The sequence below is a fragment of the Myxococcus sp. MH1 genome (genome assembly GCF_059738865.1).
On record NZ_AP026947.1, the window covers coordinates 3,647,880 to 3,670,629 of the forward strand.

A 22,750-nucleotide genomic window follows, 5' to 3' on the forward strand; every position below is an offset into this window, starting at 1 on the left:
CCGCTCACGCGTGCGGGAGTCGATGGCGCACAAGTTCCCGCACTTCGTGCCGGTGGCGCGTCAGGCGCTGTCGGTGCTGGTGGGGGCATGCGACGGCTGGCAGCGGACCTTCCCGGCGAGCCGGGTGTCGGACGTGGTGCCGGAGCTGACGTCGTGGGAGCGCTTCCTGTCCACCGAGCCGCGCTCGCGCCGCGTCATGATGACGGTGCAGCCGCTGGGCATCGACACCCGGGGGGGAGGGTGGGTGTCCGCGCTGCTCGCGCAGGTGGCCCGCTGGCACGTGGGCACGCGGGGACGCCGGCACAACCAGCCCACGGATGTCTGGCTGGCGGGGCTGGGGCGCATGGGCCTGGATGCCCGTCAGCGCGTCGCGGATGACGGGGTGCTCACCGTGGCCGTCACCGTGCCCGGAGGCGGCTTCCGGGTGGCCCGGCTCCCCCTGGTGGGCGCGTCGCTCACCTCCGAGGCGGTGGCGGCGCTCCTCGAGTCCCGCGCCCCCTGCTCGCTCTCCGAAGCGCGCCGCGACGGGCTGCATCCCCAGGTGGTGGTGGACGCCGCGGGCCACGGCGACAGCGCCTGGACGTCCCATCTGCTGACGTCGAGCGCCTGGCTGGGGGCGCGGGTGGAGCGGACCACGGGCTCGCTGGAGCTGGCGTTCGACCACCTGGTGATGGACGGCACGGCGATGATGGAGGTGTCGCGGGCGATTGCCGCGGGGCTGCCTCGCGGGCCCCGGGGCGCCGACGGCGGGGAGTGGCTGACGGGGCCTTCGGACCCTTCTCCGTTGCTGCGCGTGGCGCTGCCCGAGCAGCTCGACTTCCGCAACCTGGCGTGCGCGGTGCTGGGGGCGCTGGGGCGCTCCCACGGGGGGCTGTTGCGCACGGACAACCCGACGATGCTGGTGCCGGTGTTGCCGGACGCGCCCACGTCGGTGCCAAGGCCCTGGCGGCGCATCCGCATCGCGGTGATTCCCTCCCTCACCCGAGACGGCCCGGTGACGCCCGCGCGGGTCTCCCACCTGCTCGAGCACACCCGGACGGAGGGCGGCGTGCTGGAGGACATCTTCTCCACCCTGTACTCGCCGTCGCTGCCCTGGTGGATGCCGTCGCTCACCACGCACGGCTTCGCCTACACGCCGGGGCTGCGGCAGGTGGCCTCCGCGCTGTGCGGCAACGCGCTCCTGTCGAAGATCACCCTGGAGGTGGAGGACGAGGCCGCGCTGGAGCGGCACGCGCCCATCCACTTCAACACCATGCGGCCGCTGCCCGCCGTGGGCGGCGGGGTGGCACTGTGCGTCACGGAGGTGCTCTGCGTGACGCGTAAAGGCGTGCGCAAGCGCTTCTTCGGCGCTATCGCTGGCAGCGGTCCCTTCACCGCCCGGGAGCGGCTCATCGCCTTCCGAACCGAGCTCGAGCGCGAATTCCCCCGAAGGGTGCGTTCCGTCACGCCCCCTTCCTTCTGACCCGCCGTCCCCCTCCGGCGCACGAGAATCCCCCACTCATGGTCAATCCCCCCGACCCCGGCCGCATCGTCCCCAGGCCGCACCTGAAGTTCCACTTCGATGCCACCTTCCCCCGGGTCTGGCACCACAACGGCCTGGGCTCGACGCACCTGTGGAACGGACTCAACCTGCTCTTCCCCCAGGGCGAGCGCTTCTTCGTGCGCAGCGTCAACCACTACCTCCCCGCGCTGGCCGACGTCCCGGAGCTGCGCGCGCAGGTGAAGGCGTTCTTCGCCCAGGAGGGCCAGCACGCCCGCGAGCACCAGGACTACATCGAGCTGCTGGAGTCACAGGGCTACGTCATCACCGGCTTCATGAGGGCGTACCAGCGCATCGTCTGGGGCTTCATCGACAAGTACTTCCCGGCCTCCCTGCGGCTCTCCATCACCGCCGCGCTGGAGCACTACACGGCCATCATGGGGGAGAACACGCTGACGCTCGGCGTGTTCAAGGACGGCCACCCCGCGATGCGCCAGCTCATCGAGTGGCACGCCGCCGAGGAGATTGAACACAAGGCCGTGGCCTTCGACGTGCTGCGCAAGGTGGCGCCGGGCTACGGCCTGCGCGTGACGGGGATGTTCGCGGGCATCATCGCGCTGTACGGCCTGTGGTTCGCGGCCACCGTCACGCTGCTGAAGCAGGAGCCGGGGCTGGGGTGGGGTGGCATCTGGCGGGAGCTGCGGCGCGCGCACCAGAAGGACCCGGTGCTGGTGCGGGTGCTCTGGCGTGGGCTCAAGGAGTACCTGCGGCCGTCGTTCCACCCCCTGGACAACGACAACCTGCACATCGCGCGCGCCCACCTGGACTCGCTCGACGTGCCCAGGGCGGAGGCCGCCTGAGCGGACGTGTCGTGGCGCCGCGGCTCGCCGTCCTCGCGGCCTTGTTGGCGCCGATGGGGGCGGGGGCCTTCTGGGTGAAGGACCACGAGGCCCTGACGCGGGTCGCCATCGAGCGGGCGACCCAGGCGTCGCCGGGCCTGGAGAAGCACCGTGACGCGGTCCTGCACGGTGCGACGGCGGAGGACCTCAACCTCCACGTGAAGTGGACCGGGTGGCACCACTACTTCCGGCCCGAGGGGAGGGTGGACTCGGGGCCGCGCGAGGGCTCGGCGGCGCGGGTGCGCAAGCTGTGGGAGGAGGCGCTGGACGCGGCGCGTGGAGGAGACCTGGCGCGCGCGTGGGACAGGGCCGGACACCTGGCGCACCACATCCAGGACGTGGCCTCGCCGCCGCACGTGGTGCCGGTGAGCCATGGCTTCTCGGACGGGTTCGAGGGCTGGGGCCTGCGCGGCGTGCTGGAGCAGCTCCCCACGCGCGAGGTGGCGCCGATGTCCGGGTCCGACGCGCAGCTGGCGCTGGCGCGGGAGACCCTGGAGGTGGTGCGCACGCAATCGCTGCGCGCCGAGGATGGGACGCGGATGGCCTGGCGTGCGTTCTGGGTGGAGCCGGACGCGGCGCTGCAGGGTGCGTTCGGTGGGTATGGCGCGTCTGGGAAGGTCTTTGGACAGACGGAGGGTGTCTCGCCGGAGGCCTTTGATGTGTTCATGGCGGACCGGGCCGCCGCGGCGATTGCCTATACCCAGTCATTCCTCACCTGGGCGGCTCAGCGCTTCCAGGAGGTCGCCGAGCCCGGCGCCGTCTGGGTTTCGACTGGCGACTACAGCCCCGCGCCGGAGCTGTCCTTCCAGTTGCTGGGAGGCATGACACGCGACGCGCGAGGCGGCGCACCCGTCGCCGGGTTTCGCGCGGGGCTGCCACTTCCGTACGCGTCGCGGTTGTCCTTCGAGTGGATGCGCGGCGTGGGGCTGGGACGTCGTCCCCTGGCGACGGGAGGCTTCAGCCTGTCGTTGTCGTCGCCACCCTTGTGGGCGTGGCGGCCGACGTACGCGGTGGGCGTGGACGTGCGGGCCTCGCTGGGGGCGGGCGTGTTCTCGTGGGAGGGAGGCTCGCGCTTCGGGGTGCCCGTGGGCCTGCGGGCGCAGGCGACGCTGGGGGCGTTGTTCATCGCGAGCGCGGAGGCGCGCTACCAGGGCCTGCGCCCGCTCACCGACGACAGGACCCATGGGTTCGTGTGGACGCTGGGATGGGGCGTGGCGCTGGGAGACCGCTGACCCGACGCTTGCCCGGGAATGAAACAGGCGGGCTCGCGTTGTCCGGCGCGTCCCCCCGAGCACACCACGGCCCCTGGAGCCGTCGTCATGAAGACCTCGCGTAGGAAGTTCCTGGTGTATTCCGCCACGGGTGCGTCGCTGCTCGCGCTCGGGCCCGAGTCGCTGGCCGCGTCGAAGATGTCGGTGAAGAAGCGCATCCTCATCCTGGGAGGCACGGGCTTCCTGGGGCCCGCGGTGGTGGAGGCCGCGCGGGTGCGAGGCCACTCGCTGACACTCTTCAACCGCGGCAGGACGCGCCCGGAGCTCTTCCCCGACGTGGAGAAGCTGCGCGGCGATAGAGACCCCGACAAGGACGAGGGCCTGAAGGCGCTGAAGGGCCGCAAGTGGGACGCGGTGGTGGACACGTCCGGGTACTACCCGCGCATGGTCCGCGCGTCGGCGGCGCTGCTGGCGCCGAACGTGAAACAGTATGTCTTCATCTCCAGCGTCTCCGCGTACGCCAGCGACAAGACGCCGGGCGAGGACGAGCGCGGCCCCACCGCGACGCTCGCGGACCCCAACGTGGAGACGATGGGCAAGGACTACGAGTTCTACGGCGGGCTCAAGCGCGCGTGCGAGGAGGCCGCCGAGGCGGCGCTGCCGGGGCGCGTGGCCAACATCCGCCCGGGCTACATCGTCGGACCGGATGACCGCTCGGACCGCTTCACGTACTGGCCCGTGCGCTTCGACCAGGGCGGGGAGATGCTGGCGCCCGGCACGCCGAAGGACCCGCTGCAGATCATCGACGTGCGCGACCTGGCCGAGTGGCTGGTGCTGCTCATCGAGGGCCAGGTGAACGGCGTGTTCAACGCCGTGGGGCCCGCGGAGGCGTGGTCGATGGGCGCCATGCTCGACACCTGTCGGAAGGTGACGGGCAAGGACACGAAGGTGACGTGGGTGCCCGCGGAGTTCCTGGAGAAGCAGGGCGAGACCGGCGATGTGCGGCTGCCCATCTACATGCCGCCCACCGGCACCAGCGCGGGCACGCACCTGCGCTCCAACGCGAAGGCGGTGAAGGCCGGGCTCACGTTCCGTCCCGTGGACGTCACCGTCCGCGACACGCTGGCGTACTTCAAGGGCCTGCCACAGGAGCGGCGCGACAAGCCGCGCGCGGGCCTGCCACGGGAGCGTGAAGCGGAGCTGCTCGCGCTGTGGCGCAAGGCCCAGGAGGCGCCGAAGCCCGTGCCCGCAGCTTCCGGCAAGGGCGGGTAATTCCGGCTCTCCTACGTGCCGCGCCAGCGCTGACGTGTGAGGGGCACCCACCGTGCCCCCTGTCCGTCCGGGCAGCGAGCGGGCTGGCACGAAGTCTGTGCTCGCCCTCGCGACACACGGTGATAAGGACGCCCCGGCTGTTACCCAGGGCCTACCCTTTCCCATGTCCAGCATGCACTTCCTGCGCGGCGCTCCCGTCCTCTCCGAATTCCGGCTCGCCAAGCTGCTCGCGCAGTGCCGCGAGCAGGTGCCCTCCGTGTCGTCCGTCTACGCGGAGCACGTGCACTTCCTCGACGCCCCGGAGCCCCTGTCCGGTGACGAGCAGGCGATGCTCGGCCGGCTCCTCGAGTATGGCCCCAGGGTCCCCTCGGGGGAGCGCGCGGGCAGCCTGCTGCTCGTCGTGCCGCGTCCGGGCACCATCTCTCCCTGGTCCTCGAAGGCGACGGACATCGTCCACAACTGCGGCCTGGGCGCGAAGGTGCGCCGGCTGGAGCGCGGCCTCGCGTACTTCGTGGCGGGTCCGCAGGGACGTCCGCTGGAGCGCGAGCAGGTGGACGCGCTCGCGCCGGTGCTGCACGACCGGATGACGCAGGCGGTGCTCACGCGGATGGAGGACGCGGCCGTGCTGTTCTCCACGCACGAGCCCCGGCCGCTCACCACGGTGGACATCCTGGGCGGCGGCAAGGGCGCGCTGGACCGGGCCAACCGCGAGCTGGGGCTGGCGCTCGCGGACGATGAAATCGACTACCTGGTGGCGCGCTTCACGGAGCTCTCGCGCAACCCCACGGACGTCGAGCTGATGATGTTCGCGCAGGCCAACAGCGAGCACTGCCGGCACAAGATCTTCAACGCCAGCTGGACGCTGGACGGCAAGCCGCAGGAGCGCTCGCTCTTCCAGGCCATCAAGAACACCTACGCCCAGCACCAGGAAGGCGTGCTGTCCGCCTACAAGGACAACGCGGCCGTCATCGAGGGCTTCACGGTGGACCGCTTCTTTCCGGACGCGGACACGGGCGAGTGGGGCACGGTGCGCGAGCCGTCCCACATCATGGTGAAGGTGGAGACGCACAATCACCCGACGGCGATTTCGCCGTACCCGGGCGCGGCGACCGGCGCGGGCGGAGAGATTCGCGACGAGGGCGCCACCGGTCGCGGCGCGAAGCCGAAGGCGGGCCTGACGGGCTTCACCGTCAGCCACCTGCGCATCCCCGGCCACGAGCGGCCGTGGGAGCAGCCCTACGGCAAGCCGGACCGCATCGTCTCCGCGCTGGACATCATGATGGATGGCCCCCTGGGCGGGGCCGCGTTCAACAACGAGTTCGGCCGGCCCAACCTCGCGGGCTACTTCCGCAGCTTCGAGGCGCAGGTGTCCACGCCCGAGGGCGTGGAGGTGCGCGGCTACCACAAGCCCATCATGATCGCCGGCGGCCTGGGCAACATCCGCGCCGAGCACGTGAAGAAGGGCCAGCTCAAGCCCGGTGACAAGCTCATCGTGCTGGGCGGCCCGGCCATGCTCATCGGCCTGGGCGGCGGCGCGGCGTCCTCCATGGCGCAGGGCGCGAGCGCGGCGGACCTCGACTTCGCCTCCGTGCAGCGGGACAACGCGGAGATGGAGCGGCGGTGTCAGCAGGTCATCGACCAGTGCTGCGCGCTGGGCGAGAAGAACCCCATCCGCTCCATCCACGACGTGGGCGCGGGCGGCCTGTCCAATGCGCTGCCGGAGCTGGCGCACGACAACGCGCTGGGCGGGAAGCTGGAGCTGCGCGCGGTGCCCAACGCGGAGCCGGGCATGTCGCCGCTCGAAATCTGGTGCAACGAGGCCCAGGAGCGCTACGTGCTGGGCGTGGCGCCGGAGGACCTGGCGCGCTTCACCGCGTTCTGCGAGCGCGAGCGCGCGCCCTTCTCGGTGCTGGGCGAGGCGACCGAGTCCCAGGTGCTGAAGCTGTCCGACGAGCGGCTGGGCACGCCGCCCATCGACCTGCCGATGGACGTGTTGTTCGGCAAGGCGCCGCGCATGCACCGCGACGCGACCACGCGCGCGCTGGAGCACGCCCCGCTGTCGCTGCCCTCGGATTTGAAGTCGATGGCCGAGCGCGTGCTGAGCCACCCGACGGTGGCGGACAAGTCGTTCCTCATCACCATCGGCGACCGCTCGGTGTCGGGGCAGGTGGCCCGGGACCAGATGGTCGGCCCGTGGCAGGTGCCGGTGGCCGACTGCGCGGTGACGCTGTCCACGGTGACGAGCACCACAGGCGAGGCGATGTCCATGGGCGAGCGCACGCCGCTGGCCGTGGTGGACGCGGCGGCCTCCGCGCGCATGGCGGTGGGCGAGGCGCTCACCAACATCGCCGCGGCGCGCATCGGCAAGCTGTCCGACGTGAAGCTGTCCGCCAACTGGATGGCGGCGGCGGGCAGCCCGGGTGAGGACGCGCAGCTCTACGCCGCGGTGAACGCGGTGGGCATGGAGCTGTGTCCGGCGCTGGGGCTCACCATCCCCGTGGGCAAGGACTCGATGTCCATGCGCACCGTGTGGCAGGACGGCGGCGAGAAGAAGACCGTGACGTCCCCGGTGTCGCTCATCATCTCCGCCTTCGCGCCGGTGCTGGACGTGCGCAAGTCGCTCACGCCGCAGCTGGTGGACGTGGAGCTGGACACGCGGCTGGTCTTCGTGGACCTGGCGCGCGGGCAGCAGCGGCTGGGCGGCTCCATCCTCGCGCAGACGCACGCGCAGGTGGGCCCCAAGGTCCCCGACGTGGAGGACCCCGCGCTGCTCGCGGGCTTCTTCTCGGCGGTGCAGGCGCTGAGCTCCGAGGGGCGGCTGCTCGCCTATCACGACCGCTCCGACGGCGGCCTGTGGGCCACGCTGTGCGAGATGGCCTTCGCGGGCCGCTGCGGCGTGGACGTGGACCTCTCGAAGCTGGGGCCCGACGCGGTGGCGGCGCTCTTCAACGAGGAGCTGGGCGCGGTGGTCCAGGTGCGCGCGGGCGACGTGGCGCGCGTGTGCGAGGTGCTGGAGCAGCACGGGCTGGGGGTGCACTGCCACGAGCTGGGGCGGCCCACGCCGAAGCTGGAGGTCCGTGTCCGGCACGGTGAGCGGGTGCTCCTGTCCGAGGGCACCATGGACCTGCGCCGCGTCTGGTCGCGCGTCAGCTACGAGCTGCAGAAGCTGCGCGACAACCCGCTGTGCGCGGAGCAGGAGTACGCGGCCAAGTGCGACGCGTCCAACCCGGGCCTGTCGCCGCTGTTGACGTTCGACGTGTCCAAGGACGTGGCCGCGCCCTTCGTGGGCAAGGGCGCGCGTCCCCGCGTGGCGGTGCTGCGCGAGCAGGGCGTCAACAGCCAGCAGGAGATGGCGGCGGCGTTCACCCGCGCGGGCTTCCTCGCGGTGGACGTGCACATGAGCGACATCCTCGCGGGCCGGGTGTCGCTGAAGGACTTCCACGGCGTGCTGGCGTGCGGCGGCTTCTCCTACGGGGACGTGCTGGGCGCGGGGGGCGGCTGGGCCAAGTCCATCCTGTTCAACCCGCGCGCCCGCGACGAGTTCGCCGGCTTCTTCGCGCGGCCGGACAGCTTCGGGCTGGGCATCTGCAACGGCTGCCAGATGATGTCCGGGCTCAAGGACATCATCCCCGGCGCGGAGCACTTCCCGCGCTTCGTGCGCAACGCCTCGGAGCAGTACGAGGCGCGGCTGGGGCTGGTGGAGATTGCCCGCACGCCGTCGCTCTTCTACCAGGGCATGGAGGGCAGCCGGATGCTCATCGCCGTGGCGCACGGCGAGGGGCGCGCGGAGTTCTCCGACGACGCGGAGGCCGCGCGCGTCAACGGCTCGGGCTTCATCACCACGCGCTGGGTGGACAACCACGGCCAGGTGACGTCGACGTACCCGGCCAACCCGAACGGCTCGCCGCACGGAATCGCGGGCGTCACCACGAAGGACGGCCGCTTCACCGTGACGATGCCGCACCCCGAGCGCGTCCACCGGCTGGTGCAGCACTCGTGGCGGCCCCGCGAGTGGACGGGCGATGACGGCCCGTGGATGCGCATGTTCCGCAACGCCCGCGCCTGGCTGGGCTGAGGCGCTGTCAGAAGGTCCCGGCTCGATGCCGCGAGCCAGGGCCGAGGTTTCGGCAGGTGTCAGGTCGTCCCCGCTCCTGCTCCGCGCTCGCGACGAACACCCGGCCCGGGCTCGATGAACCGAGCGGGGCCGGGGGCTTGCAGCGCTTACGCCCGGACCAGCTCCAGCGGCTGGCCCTCGGGCACGTGCTTCATCGCCACCGAGTTCATGCAGTAGCGCAGGCCGGTGGGCGGGGGGCCGTCGGGGAAGACGTGCCCCAGGTGGCCGTCGCAGCGGGCACAGCGCACCTCGGTGCGGACCATTCCGTACGAGCGGTCATCGATCTGCGTCACCGCGTCCGGTCCCACCGCCTGGGTGAAGGACGGCCAGCCGGTGCCGGACTCGAACTTGGTGCCCGACTTGAACAGCGGATTGCCACAGCCGGCGCACACATAGGTGCCCGGCGTCTTCGTGCCCAGGAAGCACCCCGAGCCCGGACGCTCCGTGCCGTGCCTGCGCAGGACGTCGTACTCCTCGGGCGTCAGGCGCTCGCGCCACTGCGCATCGCTGAGGGTGAGCTTGTCGACCATGCCGTCACGCTCCTTTGCCCGGGCCCACGCCCGGGAGCTTCAGTCAGATGCGCATCCTGCCCAATCGTCGCGCTCGCTGGCCAACCTGGAATGACGGCGGCCGTGTGCCCGCCCGCTGCTCCGCCGAGCCCGGGTGCCTTCCTGCCGGTGGGCCGCTCCGACCTCATGGTTGAGGACGCAGTCCTACCCTCAACCCGTCAGCGGAGGCGCCATGCGGATTTTCGAACTGATGACGCGGAACGTGGAGACCATCGAGGCGGACGAGCCGCTGCGGGTCGCCGCCCTGCGGATGCGCGAATGCAACATCGGCGCGCTCCCCGTCACCGAGGGCGGACAACTGGTGGGCATGCTGACGGACCGCGACATCACCGTGCGCTCCACCGCCCTGGGCCAGGACCCCAACACCACGCGCGTGCGTGAGGTGATGACGACAGCCCTCATCACCTGCGAGCCGGACGCGGGGCTCGATGTGGCCGAGCAGATGATGGAGGACAAGATGGTGCGCCGGCTCGTCGTGGTGGACGAGGCCCGTCGCCCGCTGGGCATCCTGAGCCTGGATGACCTGGCCACCGTGCCCGCGGAGGTGCTGCGCGCCGGCGTGGTGCTCGAGCACCTGCAACACGCGTAGCCGTCCTCCAGGAACCGAGGGGCGCGAGGAGCAGACCGCCCTCGCGCCCCTCGGGGCTTCATCACGCCGGGACTCCGGGGACACACGCGGACACCAGCTCCGCCAGGCCCGCGTCCCACGACACGTCCCGCTGGGCGCCATCCCGCTGTCGCAGGCGCAGGCCCTTCGCCTGCACCTCGCGCGCGCCCACCACCACGAGCCAGGGGACACCTCCCTGGTGCGAGTCCAGCACCTTGCGCGACAGCGACTCCTGTCGCGCGTCCACGCGGACGCGGCAGCCCGCCCGTCGCAGGCTGAAGGCGACGTCGCGCGCGTACTCCTGCGCGGCGTCACCCACGGGCGCCACCACCACCTGCTCGGGCGCGAGCCACGCGGGCAGGGCGCCCTGGTGGTGCTCGAGCAGCACGCCGATGAACCGCTCCAGGCTGCCCAGGAGCGCGCGGTGAAGCATCACCGGACGGACCCGCAGGCCCTGGGAGTCCTGGTAGCGCAGGTCGAAGCGCTCGGGCAGCACGAGGTCGAGCTGAATCGTCCCGCACTGCCACTCGCGCCCCAGCCTGTCTTTCAAGACGAACTCCAGCTTGGGGCCGTAGAAGGCCCCCTGACCCGGTTGGTACTTGCACTCCAACCCCGCCTGTCTCGCCGCGTCCGAGAGCCAGGCCTCGGCCTGGTCCCAGACGGCGTCGCTCCCCGTGCGGGAGGCGGGACGCCCGGAGAAGGCCACCTGGACGTCGTGGAAGCCCAGGCCCGCGTAGAACTCGCGCAGCGAGCGCGCGAAGTTCACGACCTCTTCCACCACTTGCTCGGGGGCACAGAAGATGTGCCCGTCGTCCTGCGTGAACTGACGCAGCCGGAACAGGCCATGCAACGCGCCGCCCGGCTCGCTGCGGTGGACCAGTCCGAACTCACTCATGCGCAGGGGCAGGTCGCGGTAGCTGAGGGACATGCGCCGCACCAGCTCGATGTGGCCCGGGCAGCTCACCGGCTTGAGCGCGAGCGGCCGCCCGCCGTCCTCCACGAGGTACATGTTCTCGCGGAAGTTCTCCCAGTGGCCGCTGCGCTCCCACAGGGGCTGCGCGTAGAGCTGCGGCGTACGGACCTCGAGGTAGCCCTCGCGCTGCATGCGCTGGCGGATGTGCTCCTCCAGCAGGCGGAACAACAAGAGCCCTCGGGGGTGCCAGAAGACCATTCCCGCGGCCTCCTCCTGCAGGTGGAAGAGGTCCAGGCGTTGGCCGAGGGCGCGGTGGTCGTTTTCGTCGAGCATTGCTTCGTCTCCGTTACGGAAGGTTGGAATTGCCTTGCCGGACGGAGCGCTGAGCGAACACACGGTTGCCCCGGCCGGTGAAGGCGGGGCGAGAAGCCGTGCGGTCGTCAGCTCACTTCACGACGCGCACCGCTCCACACCTCGCCGTAGCGAGTCGTGGTGCGGGTGGTCGTGGTGACGTTGACGATGCTCACGCGGAACAAGATGCAAGCGGGTCTGGAAATTGTCAACCAGACCCGCGGGCAACCCCTCACGGGTCAGGGGACTCAGCAGTCGTAGCGGCCGGCGATGCAGTAACAATAGCCCTCGACATCGCCACGGCAGCACGGCTGCGTGCCGGCCCGGCAGTTCTGTCCGTCCATCGCCGAGCACGAGCGATAGTCGCCCGGACACACCGCCGGCGGGCAGAGCTTCCTGACCCCGTCACACGTCACGCTCCGGCCTTCGAGGGTGCTGCAGGTACTTCCCGTGCAGGAGATGAACGTCCCGTTCGGGCAGTCCGTCATGCAGGTCACGAGCTCCTGGCGGGTTTGCGCCAGCTCGACGTCCGCCGGGCCTTCATCGACTTGCACCTCGAGCGCCTCGCCACCACAGGCCAGCAACGAGACGCCGAGGATTGCCACCATCATCACCAGCACGCGCTTCATGAGGACTCCCGCGGAAGAACGACGTGGGACCGCCTGCGACCCATGAGGGTCTTTTTCGTGTTTTCCCATGAAAGCGCGTATTTGTGCGAGCCGCGCCCCGCGGTGAAGTGCTCGCGAGCGGACGTCTACAGACAGTGGTAGCGCCGCGTCGTTGGATCGCAGGCGCACCACAGGAGGAACTCTCCATCGCAGCAGTCCACCCGGCGCACGCAGCGCTGGCCCTCGTAGATGGCGCACTGAGGGAGGTCCCCCGGGCAGGTGACCAGCTCCTGCGAGACCTCCTGCGCGGGCTCGGTGGAGAGGCGCTCCCCGTCCGCCTCGGACGTGGGGCCACCGCAGCCCAGCCACGCCATGCTGAACAACGACACACACAACACGAAGACACGCTTCATGGGACGCCCTCGAATCGGGTTCACGGGCTCCGGCCGCACCGTGCGAGGGACTGTGCCATGTTCACTTCGGGTGTGTCAGGAATGGGGGCTTCCCGCAACTGTCAAGGGCGTCGCGGAGCCGGGCGCCTCGGGCCCCGGCTCCGCCGCCGACCGGCTCACGCCAGCAGCGACGCGAGGCCAATCATCCCGGCGATGAGGAAGAAGAGCGACTCGCCCGCGATGAGGCCTCCGCCCGCCAGGGACATGGTGCTCATGTCCTCGGGGAGCGCCTCGCCCTGTGCGGGGCTGCCCGCGGAGGCCGGCGCGCGCTTCTTCGTGACGGTGTTCCACACGGACGCGATGACGCCGCCCGCGCCGAACCACAGCGCCACCGGGAAGGCCACGAAGCCGCCGAAGGAGGACGCATAGGGGCTGGCCAAGAGCAGCGAGTCCATGGTCCAGCCCACCGCGAAGCCCGCGCGCGAGCCCTTGATGTAGCGCTGGTAGCCCGGGTTGGCGTGCAGCACCTTGCGCAGCGCCTGGATGCCGAAGCCCAGCCCCAGGCCGAGCAGCATCGCCTTCACCTTGGTGTCCGACAGCGAGCCCAGGTCGCGGATGGCGCCCACCAGCTTGTACGTCATCGCCGAGCCCCACTGGCCCACCTCGGCGTTGGGGTTGTCGAGCTGGTTGATGGCGAGCGCGGGGTAGGCGGTCATGAACACGCGCGCCAGGCCCACGCACAGCAGGGCGCCCATGATGACGCCCATCACCTGGTAGCGGAACTGGATGACGCGGTTGGTGCCCAGGCGCCATCCGGTGGAGCGGTCCTGCTGCATGTCGCAGCCCACGGAGGTGGAGATGAGCAGGATGGTCGCGGCCATCAGCGCCACCAGCGGGTTCTTCAGGCCCAGCAGCGACATCATCATGATGGAGATGACGAACGCGCTGGAGATGGGGTTCTGGTCGGTGATGCCGTAGGAGATGCCGTTGATGAGCACGAACAGCAGCGCCAGCGCGAGGCCGAAGAGCAGCCAGCCCAGGGGCTGACCCAGCACCGCGGTGCCCACCACCAACGTCGCCGCGCCCCAGCCGAGGACCCAGGCCAAGAGCCGGGGCAGGTTGACCTTCTTCCACGCGGGCTCCTCGTCCTTCGGCGCGTCGGCCTGGGCCTTCACGCGCGCCACCGCCTGCACCGCGAGCAGCGACAGGTCCACCACCGCCGCGCCGCAGATCATCGCCAGGCCGATGAGGAAGCCAATCTTGCGGAAGGGGTCCTCGGGGCCGAGCCAGCCGATTTCACGCAGGTGCGGCACCTGCCATGCGCCGATGACGGCCATCAACACCGCGGGGATGGTGATGCGGCTGCCGACAATCATGCCCGCGCCCAGCGTGGCGGCGCTGGTGCCGATGGCGGCCACGACGGCGATCTTCTCCGTCATCCACGCGGCGATGGCGCCCAGCAGCGTGCCGCCGCCCAGCTTGGAGATGGAGGCCTTGAGCAGCCGCTTGTCGGTCAGCGCGCGCAGGATGTTGGCCACCGCGAAGCCCGACGGGTAGTCGAGCTGCAGCCGGTCCACGAGCAGCGGCGTGTAGAGCATGCCCACGCCGACGGCGAACATGCCCACGCAGCCGACGAAGAGCATCAGGTGCCACGCGGGGGGCATCTCCATGCCCAGCCACACCATGGCCTGGATGAGCACCGACATGGCGCACAGCGAGGCCACCGACGCGGCCATCGTCTGCATGTAGTTGGCGCCGTGCTTGCCCTCCGCGCCGTAGCCGTACGTGACGGCGCTGCCGAGGATGCCGGCGAGCACCTGGCCTCCGACGAAGAAGCCCACGCTGAAGTTCATGTACGACGCGGCGATGCCACCCAGGGGCCCGAGGATGAACAGGGCCACCGCGCTCAGGAGCAGGTGGTACTTCCAGGTCCCGACGGGAGGCAGCCAGCCGAAGCGCGGCTGGAGGTTGTCGGAGTCGGGGGGCGTCGAGGACGAGGGGGGCTCCGGGTGGGGGAGCGGCTGGACGGGAGATGCCATTGGGCCGGGAGGCTACCGGCGTTCCACGCCGCTGTCACAACCCGGGACGTTTCATCGCCCATTCAAGAAGGGGAGCGCTCGCAGGGCGGCGCGAAGCCGGGCCCGCTCCTTCCAGATTTGGAGGCCGTGGAAGACGGCCAGGGTCACGAGGCAGGCGATGCCGAGCGTGACGTAGCGACGGATGAGGTCACCCTCGGACCAGCCGTGGTCCTCGACCAGTCGGCTCGGGTCGCTCAGGCCCACGCCCTCCATGCGGCCGAAGGGGATCTCCTCGGCGTCGGTCCGCGCGCGCCACCAGGTGTGGAAGCCGTCCCAGAAGGCGAGCGCGCCGATGAAGACGAAGCCCCAGCGCAGGCCTCTCGCGTGGAGGTGGCCGCCGGGCCGGGCGTGGAAGGACGCGACCAGGAGCGTGCCCAGAATCAGCATCCCCGCGTCTCCGCCGAAGACGATGAACACCTCGGTGCGCCACAGGGGGATGACCAGCGTGCAGAAGGCCTGGGCGACGAGCAGCGCCGTGCTCCAGGCCATCCAGTCCCAGCGGCGCAGCTTCCAGCCGCGCCACGCCCAGAAGCCGAGGGCTCCCGCGAGCATCGCCGCCAGCGAGTACCAGCGCTCGGAGCCCGTGGGCGTGACCCACGGGGCCGGGATGGCGGGGATGCCGCACAGCCATGCGGTGACCGCGTGCCCGACCTCGTGGACGTACATGGTGAGCAGCCGCACGATGAAGCGCGCGGAGCCGGTGGCCACCAGGTAGCCCACCAGCAATGCCAGGGGCACGACGACGAGGCGCAGGCGCAGCTCATGGACGGCGTCCTCCTCGCTCGCGTCGAGAGAAGGCGTGCTCGGTGGCAGCACCTCGGAGCGCAGTTCCGGAGGCGCCAGCCACGGGGGGTCGACCTCGAAGGGCGTGGGAGCCTGCTCGGTGGCCTCGCGCTGGACGCGCTCCTCCTCGGCCTTGCGCGCGGCGCGGGCCTCGGCGCGGGCGTAGATGATGCCGCAGCGAGGACACTCGGCCCCCTGCACTCGGGGCGCCTGACAGCCGGGGCAGGTGAGGGCGGACACGGGGCGCACGAAGGTGGAGCCTAAAGCCTCCGCGCTCCAGACGAAAACAGGGGCCCTTCGACCATGCAGGCGGCCCATTGAATCGCGTGGGTGGTGGGGGCCTCGTCAAAGCGCACGGTCCGGTGCATGAGCGCATGCCCGGGCGGAAGCGGGGTGCTTGACGCGATGGGGCCGCCTCATCGAAGACCAGGGCATGTCCACGCTCGACGCGAAGACGCGGGGGCGCACCGCACCCGGAAGGCTGCGCGCGCTCGATGCCTTCCTGTTCCGCTTCGAGCCCACGCTGCTGTCGCGCGTCGACGGCCCGTGGGCCCGCGCCGTCTTCGTGGACGTGGGCTTCGGCGAACATCCGTGGACGACGCTCGAGAGCGCCGAGGCCTTTCGCGCGCTCCACCCGGAACTCGTCGTCATCGGCGTGGAGCTCGATGACGCGCGGGCCCTCGCCGCTCAAGCCCATGCGGGGCCTCGCACCCACTTCCGTCAAGGCGGCTTCACACTGCCGCTGTCCCCGGAGGAGCCCGCCCGCCTCGTGCGGGCCATGAACCTCTTGCGACAGGGCCCCGTGGAGCGCGTCGCCGAGGTGCACCACGCGCTCAGCCGCTTCCTGCTCCCCGCGGGGCTGCTCGTGGAGGGCAGCTCGGACCCGGAGGGTTCCGTTCTCACCGCGCACCTGCTGCGTCGCTCCGACAGCGCTCCCGATGCGCCCCCTGTCCGCGAGGCCCTGCTCTTCCACACCGACTTCCGCCAGGGCTTCGCGCCGCTCTTGTTCCGCGACTGGCTGCCGCGTGACTTGCGCCGCCGCGTGCGTCCCGGTGAGCCCATCCACGCCTTCTTCATGTCCTGGGTCGACGCGTGGAAACAGGCTCGCGATGCCGGCCACTCCGCGCCCGCGGATGCCTTCCGCGAGTCTGTCTCACGTTTGTGTCATCAGGTGGACGGCGTCTCCACGGACTCATGGCTGCTCGACTCCGGTTACCTGCTATGGCGGCCGCCGACAGGTGTGGCGTCCTGACGCATGGGGCCGGGCAACCCCATCCCCATCCACCCCAGATGATTCGCCCTCCAATCAAGCGCCGCGAAGAGGGAGGGGCAAATGGCGGAGGGGGCGGATATGGTGTGGGGCCCTCCAACGGGAGACAGCACAGGTGCAGGCAGAAGACGTGAAGGTGCAGCAGTCGGCGACAGAGCGCGTGGGAGAGCGGCCGGCCGCGCTGCTCTTCTCCGCTGGCTTCTATGGGACGCTCGCCGCCGCGCGGTGCTTCGGGCGCAATGGCATCCGAGTCACCGTGGCGGACCCCGGACGGCTGGGCCCCGCGAGCTGGTCGCGCTTCGTCGGACAGCGCGTGCAGTGCCCTCCCGAGTCCCAGCCCGAGGCGTTCCTCGCGTGGCTCCTCGACTTCGGAGCCCGGGCGCCCATGAGCCACGTGCTGTATCCGACGAGCGACGAGCTGGCGTGGCTGGTGTCCGTGCACGCCCAGGAGCTGTCGCGCTACTTCCACCTCTACGACCCCGGCATCGACGCCGTCTACGGGCTGCTCAACAAGCGCAAGCTCTTCGAGGCGGGCCAGTCGGTGGGGCTGACGCTGCCGCGTACCTGGTTCCCCGAGTCCGAGGCGGACCTGGAGAGCATCTCCCGCGAGGCGCGCTTCCCCGTCCTCATCAAGCCGACGACGCAGATCCTCTACTCCACGCACCGCAAGGGCCTGCCCGTCGCGGAGCCCTCGCAGCTCGTGGAGGAGTACCGCGCCTTCGCGCGCGACGGCTACGCGCCCATGCTGGTGAAGTTCGACCCGGCCGTGGCGCGGCCCATGGTGCAGGAGTTCCACCCCGAGGCGGCCCAGGGCATCTACAGCCTGTCGGGCTTCGTGGACCGCACGGGCGCGCTGTTCGAGGTGCGCGGCGCCATGAAGGTGCTCCAGCGTCCGCGCCGCCTGGGCGTGGGCGTGTGCTTCGAGTCCGCGCCGGTGCGCCAGGACCTGGCCGACGGCCTGCGCAAGCTGTGCGCGAAGCTGGGCTACCACGGCGTCTTCGAGGTGGAGTTCATCCAGACGAAGGACGACTTCCTGCTCATCGACTTCAACCCGCGCTACTACGGGCAGATGGGCTTCGACATCGCGCGCGGGCTGCCGCTGCCGCTCATGGCCTATCACGCGGCGCTGGGTGACTTTGACGCGCTGGCGCGCGTGGGGCAGTCGGCGCGCGCATGGACGGGACGCGGCGAGGTGTTCTGCAACCGCATCGCCCTGGAGATGCTGCTCAACCTCCAGCGGCTGTCCGGCGCGCTGCCCGCCGACGAGGCGAAGCAGTGGCGACGCTGGCTGCAGACGCACCGTCAGGTGGCGGTGGACCCGCTCATCGACTCGGATGACCCGATGCCGTCCGCGGTGGAGGTGGCGCAGATCCTCTACGGCTCCGCGCGCCACCCGCGCGCCTTCCTGCGGATGATGGTGCTCAACCGCTAGCAGGCCTTCGCCGCCCGTGTGTCAGCGCGCACGGGCGGCGGACCTCGACGAAGCGCTCAGGCCGCCTCGGGCTTGCCCGGGCTCTTCGCCACCGTGTCGAGCGCCACCTGGTCCTCGAACGTCTCCGCCCGGCGCAACAGCCGCGCCTCGCCGCCGTCCAGCGCGATGATGGCCGGCTGCGGATACGAGAAGGACGTCGCGAACGGCACGAAGTACGCGCCCGCGTCCATGATGGCCAGCGTGTCACCCTCGACCAGCTGGGGCAGTCGCTTGGCGTGGTACAGCGTGTCGCCCGGCGTGCAGATGGGGCCCACCACCGTGTAGACGCGCTCGGCGGGCGCGTCCGGCCGGTCCACGTGGAAGAGCTGGTGGTACTCGTTGCGCACGCACTCGGCATGGTTCACGCCCGCGTCGAGCACCGCCCACGTCCGGTCCTCGCCCGCCTTGAGCGTGTGCACGCTGCCGAGCAGGAGCTGCGTGTCGCCCGTCATGGCGCGGCCCGGCTCCAGGAAGATGCGCGGTCGCGCGCGCCCCTTCTTTTCGTAGTGCGACTCCACCATCTCCACCACGAGCGCCACGTAGCGCGAGATGTCCAGCGACGCCGCCGGGTCCGGCGCCGGCACGTCCCGGAAGAAGGTCAGGTTGAGGCGCCAGTCGCGCTCGGCGATGTGCTCCACCGACGGCGTGCAGAGGCTGCCGCCCAGATCCAGCACCTCCAGGTCCAGCCCCAGCTCCTGGTGCAGCGTGTCCGTGAAGCCGAGCACCGCCTCCACGAAGCCCGTCAGCTCGCCCTCGGTGCGGATGGTGGCGCCCCGGTGCGCGTGCAGGCCCACCACGTCCAGGTGCGACGACGCCCGCGCCTGCGCATACGCCCGGAGCGCCGCGCCGCCCGCGATGGGCGTGCCGAACTGCGCCGCCCAGCCGCTGTCCGTGCTCACCCGCACCGCCACGCGAGGCCGCTGGTCCAGCTCCGCCGCGACGCGCGCGAACAGGCCCAGCTCCTCCGCGTGGTTCGCGGCGAGCAGCTGGATGCCCCGGCCGATGGCCTCGCGCACGGAGGCCTCCGACTTCACCGGGCCGTTGTAGACGATGCGCTCGGGCGCGACCCCCAGCCGCAGCGCCAGCCACAGCTCGTAGGCGGAGATGATTTCGGCGCCCACGCCCATCCCGTGCAGCACCTCCAGCACGCCGGGGATCGGGTTCGTCTTGTACGAGTAGAACACCTCGCACCCACCCGCGCGCCCCGGGGGCACCGCGAGGAAGCGCTCCACGTTGCGCTTGAGCGCCGCCAGGTGCACCACGTGCAGCGGCGAGCCGAAGCGCTCCACCAGCGACTTGAGCGCCACGCCCTCCAGGCTCAGCCCCTGGCCGGGGACGTGCTGGAGCCCCCAGTACGACGCGGGAATCTCCGTGCGCGCGGGCGCCATGGCGCGCTGGAGCACGGGCCTGAGCGTCTGCTTCACCTGACGCTTGGCCGTGCCGACGAACCGACTCTTCAAGCTCATGAGACCCGGCCCTGCCTGGGCAGCCACAAGGGCAGCTTCTTGGCGATGTCGAACGGCAGGGTCCGCATGAGCAGCTGCAGCGCGCGGTACTCCAGCGCGCCGTTCGTCTTGCGGTACTTGCCGTGGATCATCTCGTTGGACTGCATCACCAGCGTGCCGTCCTTGCCCAGGTTGTGCATCAGCGAGGGCCGGCCGGTGCGGTAGTGCAGGATGGGGCGGTCCACGTAGACGTGGCCGAAGGCGCGGATGCCGCGCAGGTAGAAGTCCACGTCCTCGTAGACGGGGATGGACGCGTCGAAGCCGCCCAGCGTCGCGAAGTGCTCGCGGCGCACCATGCACGCGGAGTTCACGTACAGCGTCCCGCGGAACAGGATGTGCGCCACCGTCCACGCGCTGTTGGGCGTGCTGGCGCCCACCTTGGCCGCCCACTGGAAGTACTCGCTCTTGTCCTTGAGCCAGTCCGCGTCGTCGCCGAACGGCACCACCCAGCCCACCGCCACGCCCGCGTCGGGCCGCGCGTCCAGCGCGCTCACCATGGCGTGCAGCGCGCCCTCGGCGAGCATGTCGTCGTCGTCCAGGAAGTGCAGGTAGCGGCCCCGGGCCAGCGTCACGCCGTGGTTTCGCACCACCGCGGGGCGCCCCTTGGACGGCGGGTCGTTCACCACGTAGCGCACGCGCGAGTCGCCCAGCCCCTCCACCGACGCCCGGGCGGTGCCCTCCGGCGTGTCATCCAACACGATGACCTCGACGTGGACCCCCTCCTGGCGGAGCACCGAGCGGATGGCCTCCACCACTTCCTTCTCTCGTCGGTGGGTGGGCATCACCACCGAGACATCGATTGCGGACATGTCAGGCTTATATGCGTTCGCGCCGGGGCCTGAGAAGACGCCTCCGGGTTGGCGCCGCCGCCAGGCTTGCGCGCACGCCTGCTCCACGCGCAAGGGTTGCGGGAACGTGCGTTCTCAAAATGGATGAGCTTGAGAAGCGGCGCGGGCGTCAGTAGCTCGCCACCGCGAAATCGAAGTCGTCGGAATCCCACCCGGGGTCCTGCTCGACCTGCCGGGAAATCGCCGTCCGTGGGGCAACGATGTCCTGCTCCGCGAGGCGGGCCTCCACTCGGGGGCGCCGCATCGCCAGGCCCTGGCCATCCCACTCGCGGCCCCCCAGCCGGGCGCGGGGCGAGGTGTCCTGGACCTCCACGTCGACATGGGCCAGCCGGTCCATCCAGGGCTGCAGGCAGTCTCTCGCCATGTGCTTCCGCCTTCGCGTGGGGGTTGACGGGGAGAGGTTGCAGTCGTCATGCCATGGACCTGGTAGGGCGGGGGGCCGTCGGACGCGTGACAGGAGGGCGTGCGGGGCGCGGCCCGCCGGCCACGGTGGGCGTCCGGGAGCCCTCCGGCGACTTGACGCCGGACCGAGGGCCGGACAGGAACATGGACGCAAATGGCCCTCCTGCTGGCACACGACGTCGAGCCCCCGCGCCCCTGCAGCTACCTGCCCGAGCGGCAGGCCTCGCTGGAGAACCTGGTGCTGCGGGACCTGTCGCCGGAGGAGTACGAGCACCTGCTGGTGCGCGGCTGGCGGCGCTTCGGGCCGGTGTACTTCCGGCCCGCCTGCGCGGACTGCCAGGAGTGCGTGTCGCTGCGCGTCCCGGTGGAGGGCTTCCGGCCCAACCGCAGCCAGCGCCGCGCCCGGGCCGCGTGCGCCCACCTGCGGGTGGAGGTGGGCGTGCCCAAGGCCGACGAGGAGCGGCTGGCGCTCTACCGGGCCTGGCACGCGGAGCGCGAGGCCGCGCGGGAGTGGGAGCCCTCGCCGCTCACGGTGCGCGAGTACTCGCTCCAGTTCTCCTTCCCGCACCCCTCCGCGCGCGAGGTGGCCTGGTACGACGACGCGGCGGAGGGCGGCTCCCGGCTGGTGGCGCTGGGCATCTGCGACGAGACGCCGCACGCGTGGAGCGCGGTGTACTTCTTCTACGACCCGGACTACGCGCGGCTGTCCCCGGGCACCGCCAACGTGGTGTTCCAGGTGGAGCTGGCGAAGGCGCGGGGCATCCCCCACGTGTACCTGGGCTTCCGCGTCCAGGCGTGCGCGTCCCTGCGCTACAAGGGCGGCTTCCGTCCGCACGAGCTGCTCCAGGGGCGGCCCGCGCTGGACGCCGAGCCCACCTGGGTGCCCGCGTCGGACGCGCCGGAGCCGGAGTCCGGCGCCGGGCCCTGAGCCGCGTGGGTCAGCCCGCGCCCAACAGCGCCCGGTCGAAGTGCTCGCGGAGCCGGCGCGCGTACTCCTCCGGGGCCACGCGGGCGTACTCGCCATGGCCCGCGCCCTCGACGACCCACAGCGTCTTGGGCTCGCAGGCCGCGCGGAACAGGCTGGCCTGGAGCTTGGCCGGCGCGTCCGGGTCCACGTCGCCGTTGACGAGCAGGAGCGGGCGGCCCTTCAGCTGGCACATGCCGTCGATGGGGCGCACCGCGTCCACGTCCACGCCCGCGCGGCGCAGCGTCCACAGCACCGGCTCCGCGCTCAAGGCGCCCCACCTGCCGTAGCCCGAGTACACGTCCGTCTCCAGCGCGGGGTATGCGCCCGCGGCGGCCACCGCCTTCACGCGCGCGTCGCGCTCGGCCACCAGCAGCGCGGTGGTGCCGCCCATGGAGAAGCCGAAGAGCCCCAGCCTGGCGGGGTCCACGTCCGGCCGCGCCGCCACGAAGTCCAGCGCGGCCGTCACGTCGCGGCGCTCCAGGTCTCCCCACGTCACGCGGTCTCCGCCGCTCTCCCCATGGGCGCGCAGGTCGAACAGCAGCACGCCGTAGCCGGCCCGGGCCAGCGCGCGGGCCTCGAAGAGCAGCTGCGCGCGGTTGTCCGCGAAGCCATGCACCAGCACCACCGCGGCGCGGTTCTGCGAGGGCACGTACCAGCCTCGCAGCGTCAGCCCGTCCGCGTTGGTGAAGGCGACGTCCCGCATCGCGTCCAGCTCCGGCGCGGCGGACGGCCGCGTCACCGGCACGTGGGGCGGGTGCAGCAGGCCCTGGCCGATGCGGTGCCCCTTCACGACGAGCAGCCCCACGGACGCGAGCACGCCGAGGAGCAGGACCAGGGGGAAGACGAGTCGTGGACGGAGCGCGGTCATCACGGAGCGTGACAGGATGGGAGAGCCCGGCGGTCTGCCCGGGTGCCGGCGGAGCGTACGCCGGGAGGCGCGCGATGTGTCGCCAGGAGACGTTGCAGCCGGCCGTCTTGTTGGCGGGCGTGACACCCTTGGGTTACGGTGC

General features: G+C 71.2%; 19 protein-coding genes. 9 read left to right on the top strand and 10 right to left on the bottom strand.

What is annotated here, in order from left to right:
• Window positions 1-22: 22 nt before the first annotated feature.
• From AC6JA9_RS14535 to purL, 5 genes are all read left to right on the top strand, one after another.
• Complete coding sequence (locus tag AC6JA9_RS14535) at window positions 23-1,462, top strand: hypothetical protein (RefSeq protein ID WP_497959960.1); 1,440 nt, start codon at window positions 23-25, stop codon at window positions 1,460-1,462.
• 38 nt (window positions 1,463-1,500) lie between these two features.
• Window positions 1,501-2,340 carry a metal-dependent hydrolase gene (locus tag AC6JA9_RS14540; protein ID WP_141327062.1) on the top strand — a complete coding sequence of 280 codons (840 nt, stop codon included), beginning with the start codon at window positions 1,501-1,503 and terminating at the stop codon, window positions 2,338-2,340.
• Between the two features lie 11 nt (window positions 2,341-2,351).
• Window positions 2,352-3,611: a phospholipase C/P1 nuclease family protein gene (locus tag AC6JA9_RS14545; RefSeq protein WP_497959961.1), complete on the top strand. Its 1,260-nt coding sequence runs from the start codon at window positions 2,352-2,354 to the stop codon at window positions 3,609-3,611.
• Window positions 3,612-3,698: 87 nt separating this feature from the next.
• On the top strand, window positions 3,699-4,862 hold the full coding sequence (locus tag AC6JA9_RS14550; protein ID WP_267696911.1) for an NAD-dependent epimerase/dehydratase family protein: 1,164 nt from the start codon (window positions 3,699-3,701) through the stop codon (window positions 4,860-4,862).
• A 163-nt stretch (window positions 4,863-5,025) separates the two neighbouring features.
• Window positions 5,026-8,937, top strand: a complete 3,912-nt coding sequence (gene purL / locus AC6JA9_RS14555) for a phosphoribosylformylglycinamidine synthase (RefSeq protein WP_497959963.1) — start codon at window positions 5,026-5,028, stop codon at window positions 8,935-8,937.
• Window positions 8,938-9,083: 146 nt separating this feature from the next.
• On the opposite strand, the gene msrB is transcribed toward purL, so the two are convergent.
• Window positions 9,084-9,506 (bottom strand): peptide-methionine (R)-S-oxide reductase MsrB, encoded by a 423-nt coding sequence (gene msrB / locus AC6JA9_RS14560; RefSeq protein WP_141327068.1) that lies wholly within the window; start codon window positions 9,504-9,506, stop codon window positions 9,084-9,086.
• Between the two features lie 211 nt (window positions 9,507-9,717).
• Here msrB and AC6JA9_RS14565 point away from each other — a divergent pair, with 211 nt between their 5' ends.
• Window positions 9,718-10,134 carry a CBS domain-containing protein gene (locus AC6JA9_RS14565; protein ID WP_223746498.1) on the top strand — a complete coding sequence of 139 codons (417 nt, stop codon included), beginning with the start codon at window positions 9,718-9,720 and terminating at the stop codon, window positions 10,132-10,134.
• 61 nt (window positions 10,135-10,195) lie between these two features.
• Here AC6JA9_RS14565 and thrS read toward each other — a convergent pair whose 3' ends face one another.
• From thrS to AC6JA9_RS14590, 5 genes are all read right to left on the bottom strand, one after another.
• A complete protein-coding gene (thrS, locus tag AC6JA9_RS14570) occupies window positions 10,196-11,428 on the bottom strand; it encodes a threonine--tRNA ligase (RefSeq protein WP_497960692.1) in 1,233 nt (410 codons plus the stop codon).
• 236 nt (window positions 11,429-11,664) lie between these two features.
• On the bottom strand, window positions 11,665-12,045 hold the full coding sequence (locus AC6JA9_RS14575; protein ID WP_473567107.1) for a hypothetical protein: 381 nt from the start codon (window positions 12,043-12,045) through the stop codon (window positions 11,665-11,667).
• Window positions 12,046-12,170: 125 nt separating this feature from the next.
• On the bottom strand, window positions 12,171-12,437 hold the full coding sequence (locus AC6JA9_RS14580; protein WP_497959964.1) for a hypothetical protein: 267 nt from the start codon (window positions 12,435-12,437) through the stop codon (window positions 12,171-12,173).
• Window positions 12,438-12,592: 155 nt separating this feature from the next.
• A complete protein-coding gene (locus tag AC6JA9_RS14585; protein ID WP_497959966.1) occupies window positions 12,593-14,455 on the bottom strand; it encodes an OPT/YSL family transporter in 1,863 nt (620 codons plus the stop codon).
• Between the two features lie 51 nt (window positions 14,456-14,506).
• Window positions 14,507-15,517 (bottom strand): hypothetical protein, encoded by a 1,011-nt coding sequence (locus tag AC6JA9_RS14590; protein ID WP_223746503.1) that lies wholly within the window; start codon window positions 15,515-15,517, stop codon window positions 14,507-14,509.
• Between the two features lie 193 nt (window positions 15,518-15,710).
• On the opposite strand from AC6JA9_RS14590, the gene AC6JA9_RS14595 reads away from it, so the two are divergent.
• Complete coding sequence (locus tag AC6JA9_RS14595) at window positions 15,711-16,529, top strand: methylase (protein WP_497959967.1); 819 nt, start codon at window positions 15,711-15,713, stop codon at window positions 16,527-16,529.
• Between the two features lie 133 nt (window positions 16,530-16,662).
• The gene (locus AC6JA9_RS14600; protein ID WP_483577559.1) at window positions 16,663-17,979 is read left to right on the top strand and encodes a carboxylate--amine ligase; all 1,317 of its coding nucleotides are present in this window, start codon (window positions 16,663-16,665) and stop codon (window positions 17,977-17,979) included.
• Between the two features lie 56 nt (window positions 17,980-18,035).
• Here the strand turns inward: AC6JA9_RS14600 and AC6JA9_RS14605 are convergent, their stop codons facing one another.
• The 3 genes from AC6JA9_RS14605 to AC6JA9_RS14615 all read right to left on the bottom strand — a co-directional run bounded on the left by AC6JA9_RS14605 (window position 18,036) and on the right by AC6JA9_RS14615 (window position 20,735).
• Window positions 18,036-19,484: a type III PLP-dependent enzyme domain-containing protein gene (locus AC6JA9_RS14605; RefSeq protein ID WP_497959969.1), complete on the bottom strand. Its 1,449-nt coding sequence runs from the start codon at window positions 19,482-19,484 to the stop codon at window positions 18,036-18,038.
• Window positions 19,481-20,332, bottom strand: a complete 852-nt coding sequence (locus AC6JA9_RS14610; protein WP_141327081.1) for a glycosyltransferase family 2 protein — start codon at window positions 20,330-20,332, stop codon at window positions 19,481-19,483. The genes AC6JA9_RS14605 and AC6JA9_RS14610 overlap by 4 nt, the downstream gene beginning before the upstream one ends.
• A gap of 148 nt (window positions 20,333-20,480) precedes the next feature.
• Window positions 20,481-20,735 (bottom strand): hypothetical protein, encoded by a 255-nt coding sequence (locus tag AC6JA9_RS14615; RefSeq protein WP_141327083.1) that lies wholly within the window; start codon window positions 20,733-20,735, stop codon window positions 20,481-20,483.
• A 192-nt stretch (window positions 20,736-20,927) separates the two neighbouring features.
• On the opposite strand from AC6JA9_RS14615, the gene AC6JA9_RS14620 reads away from it, so the two are divergent.
• Window positions 20,928-21,701: an arginyltransferase gene (locus AC6JA9_RS14620; RefSeq protein WP_497959970.1), complete on the top strand. Its 774-nt coding sequence runs from the start codon at window positions 20,928-20,930 to the stop codon at window positions 21,699-21,701.
• Window positions 21,702-21,711: 10 nt separating this feature from the next.
• On the opposite strand, the gene AC6JA9_RS14625 is transcribed toward AC6JA9_RS14620, so the two are convergent.
• The gene (locus tag AC6JA9_RS14625) at window positions 21,712-22,608 is read right to left on the bottom strand and encodes an alpha/beta hydrolase (protein WP_497960694.1); all 897 of its coding nucleotides are present in this window, start codon (window positions 22,606-22,608) and stop codon (window positions 21,712-21,714) included.
• Window positions 22,609-22,750: the final 142 nt, after the last annotated feature.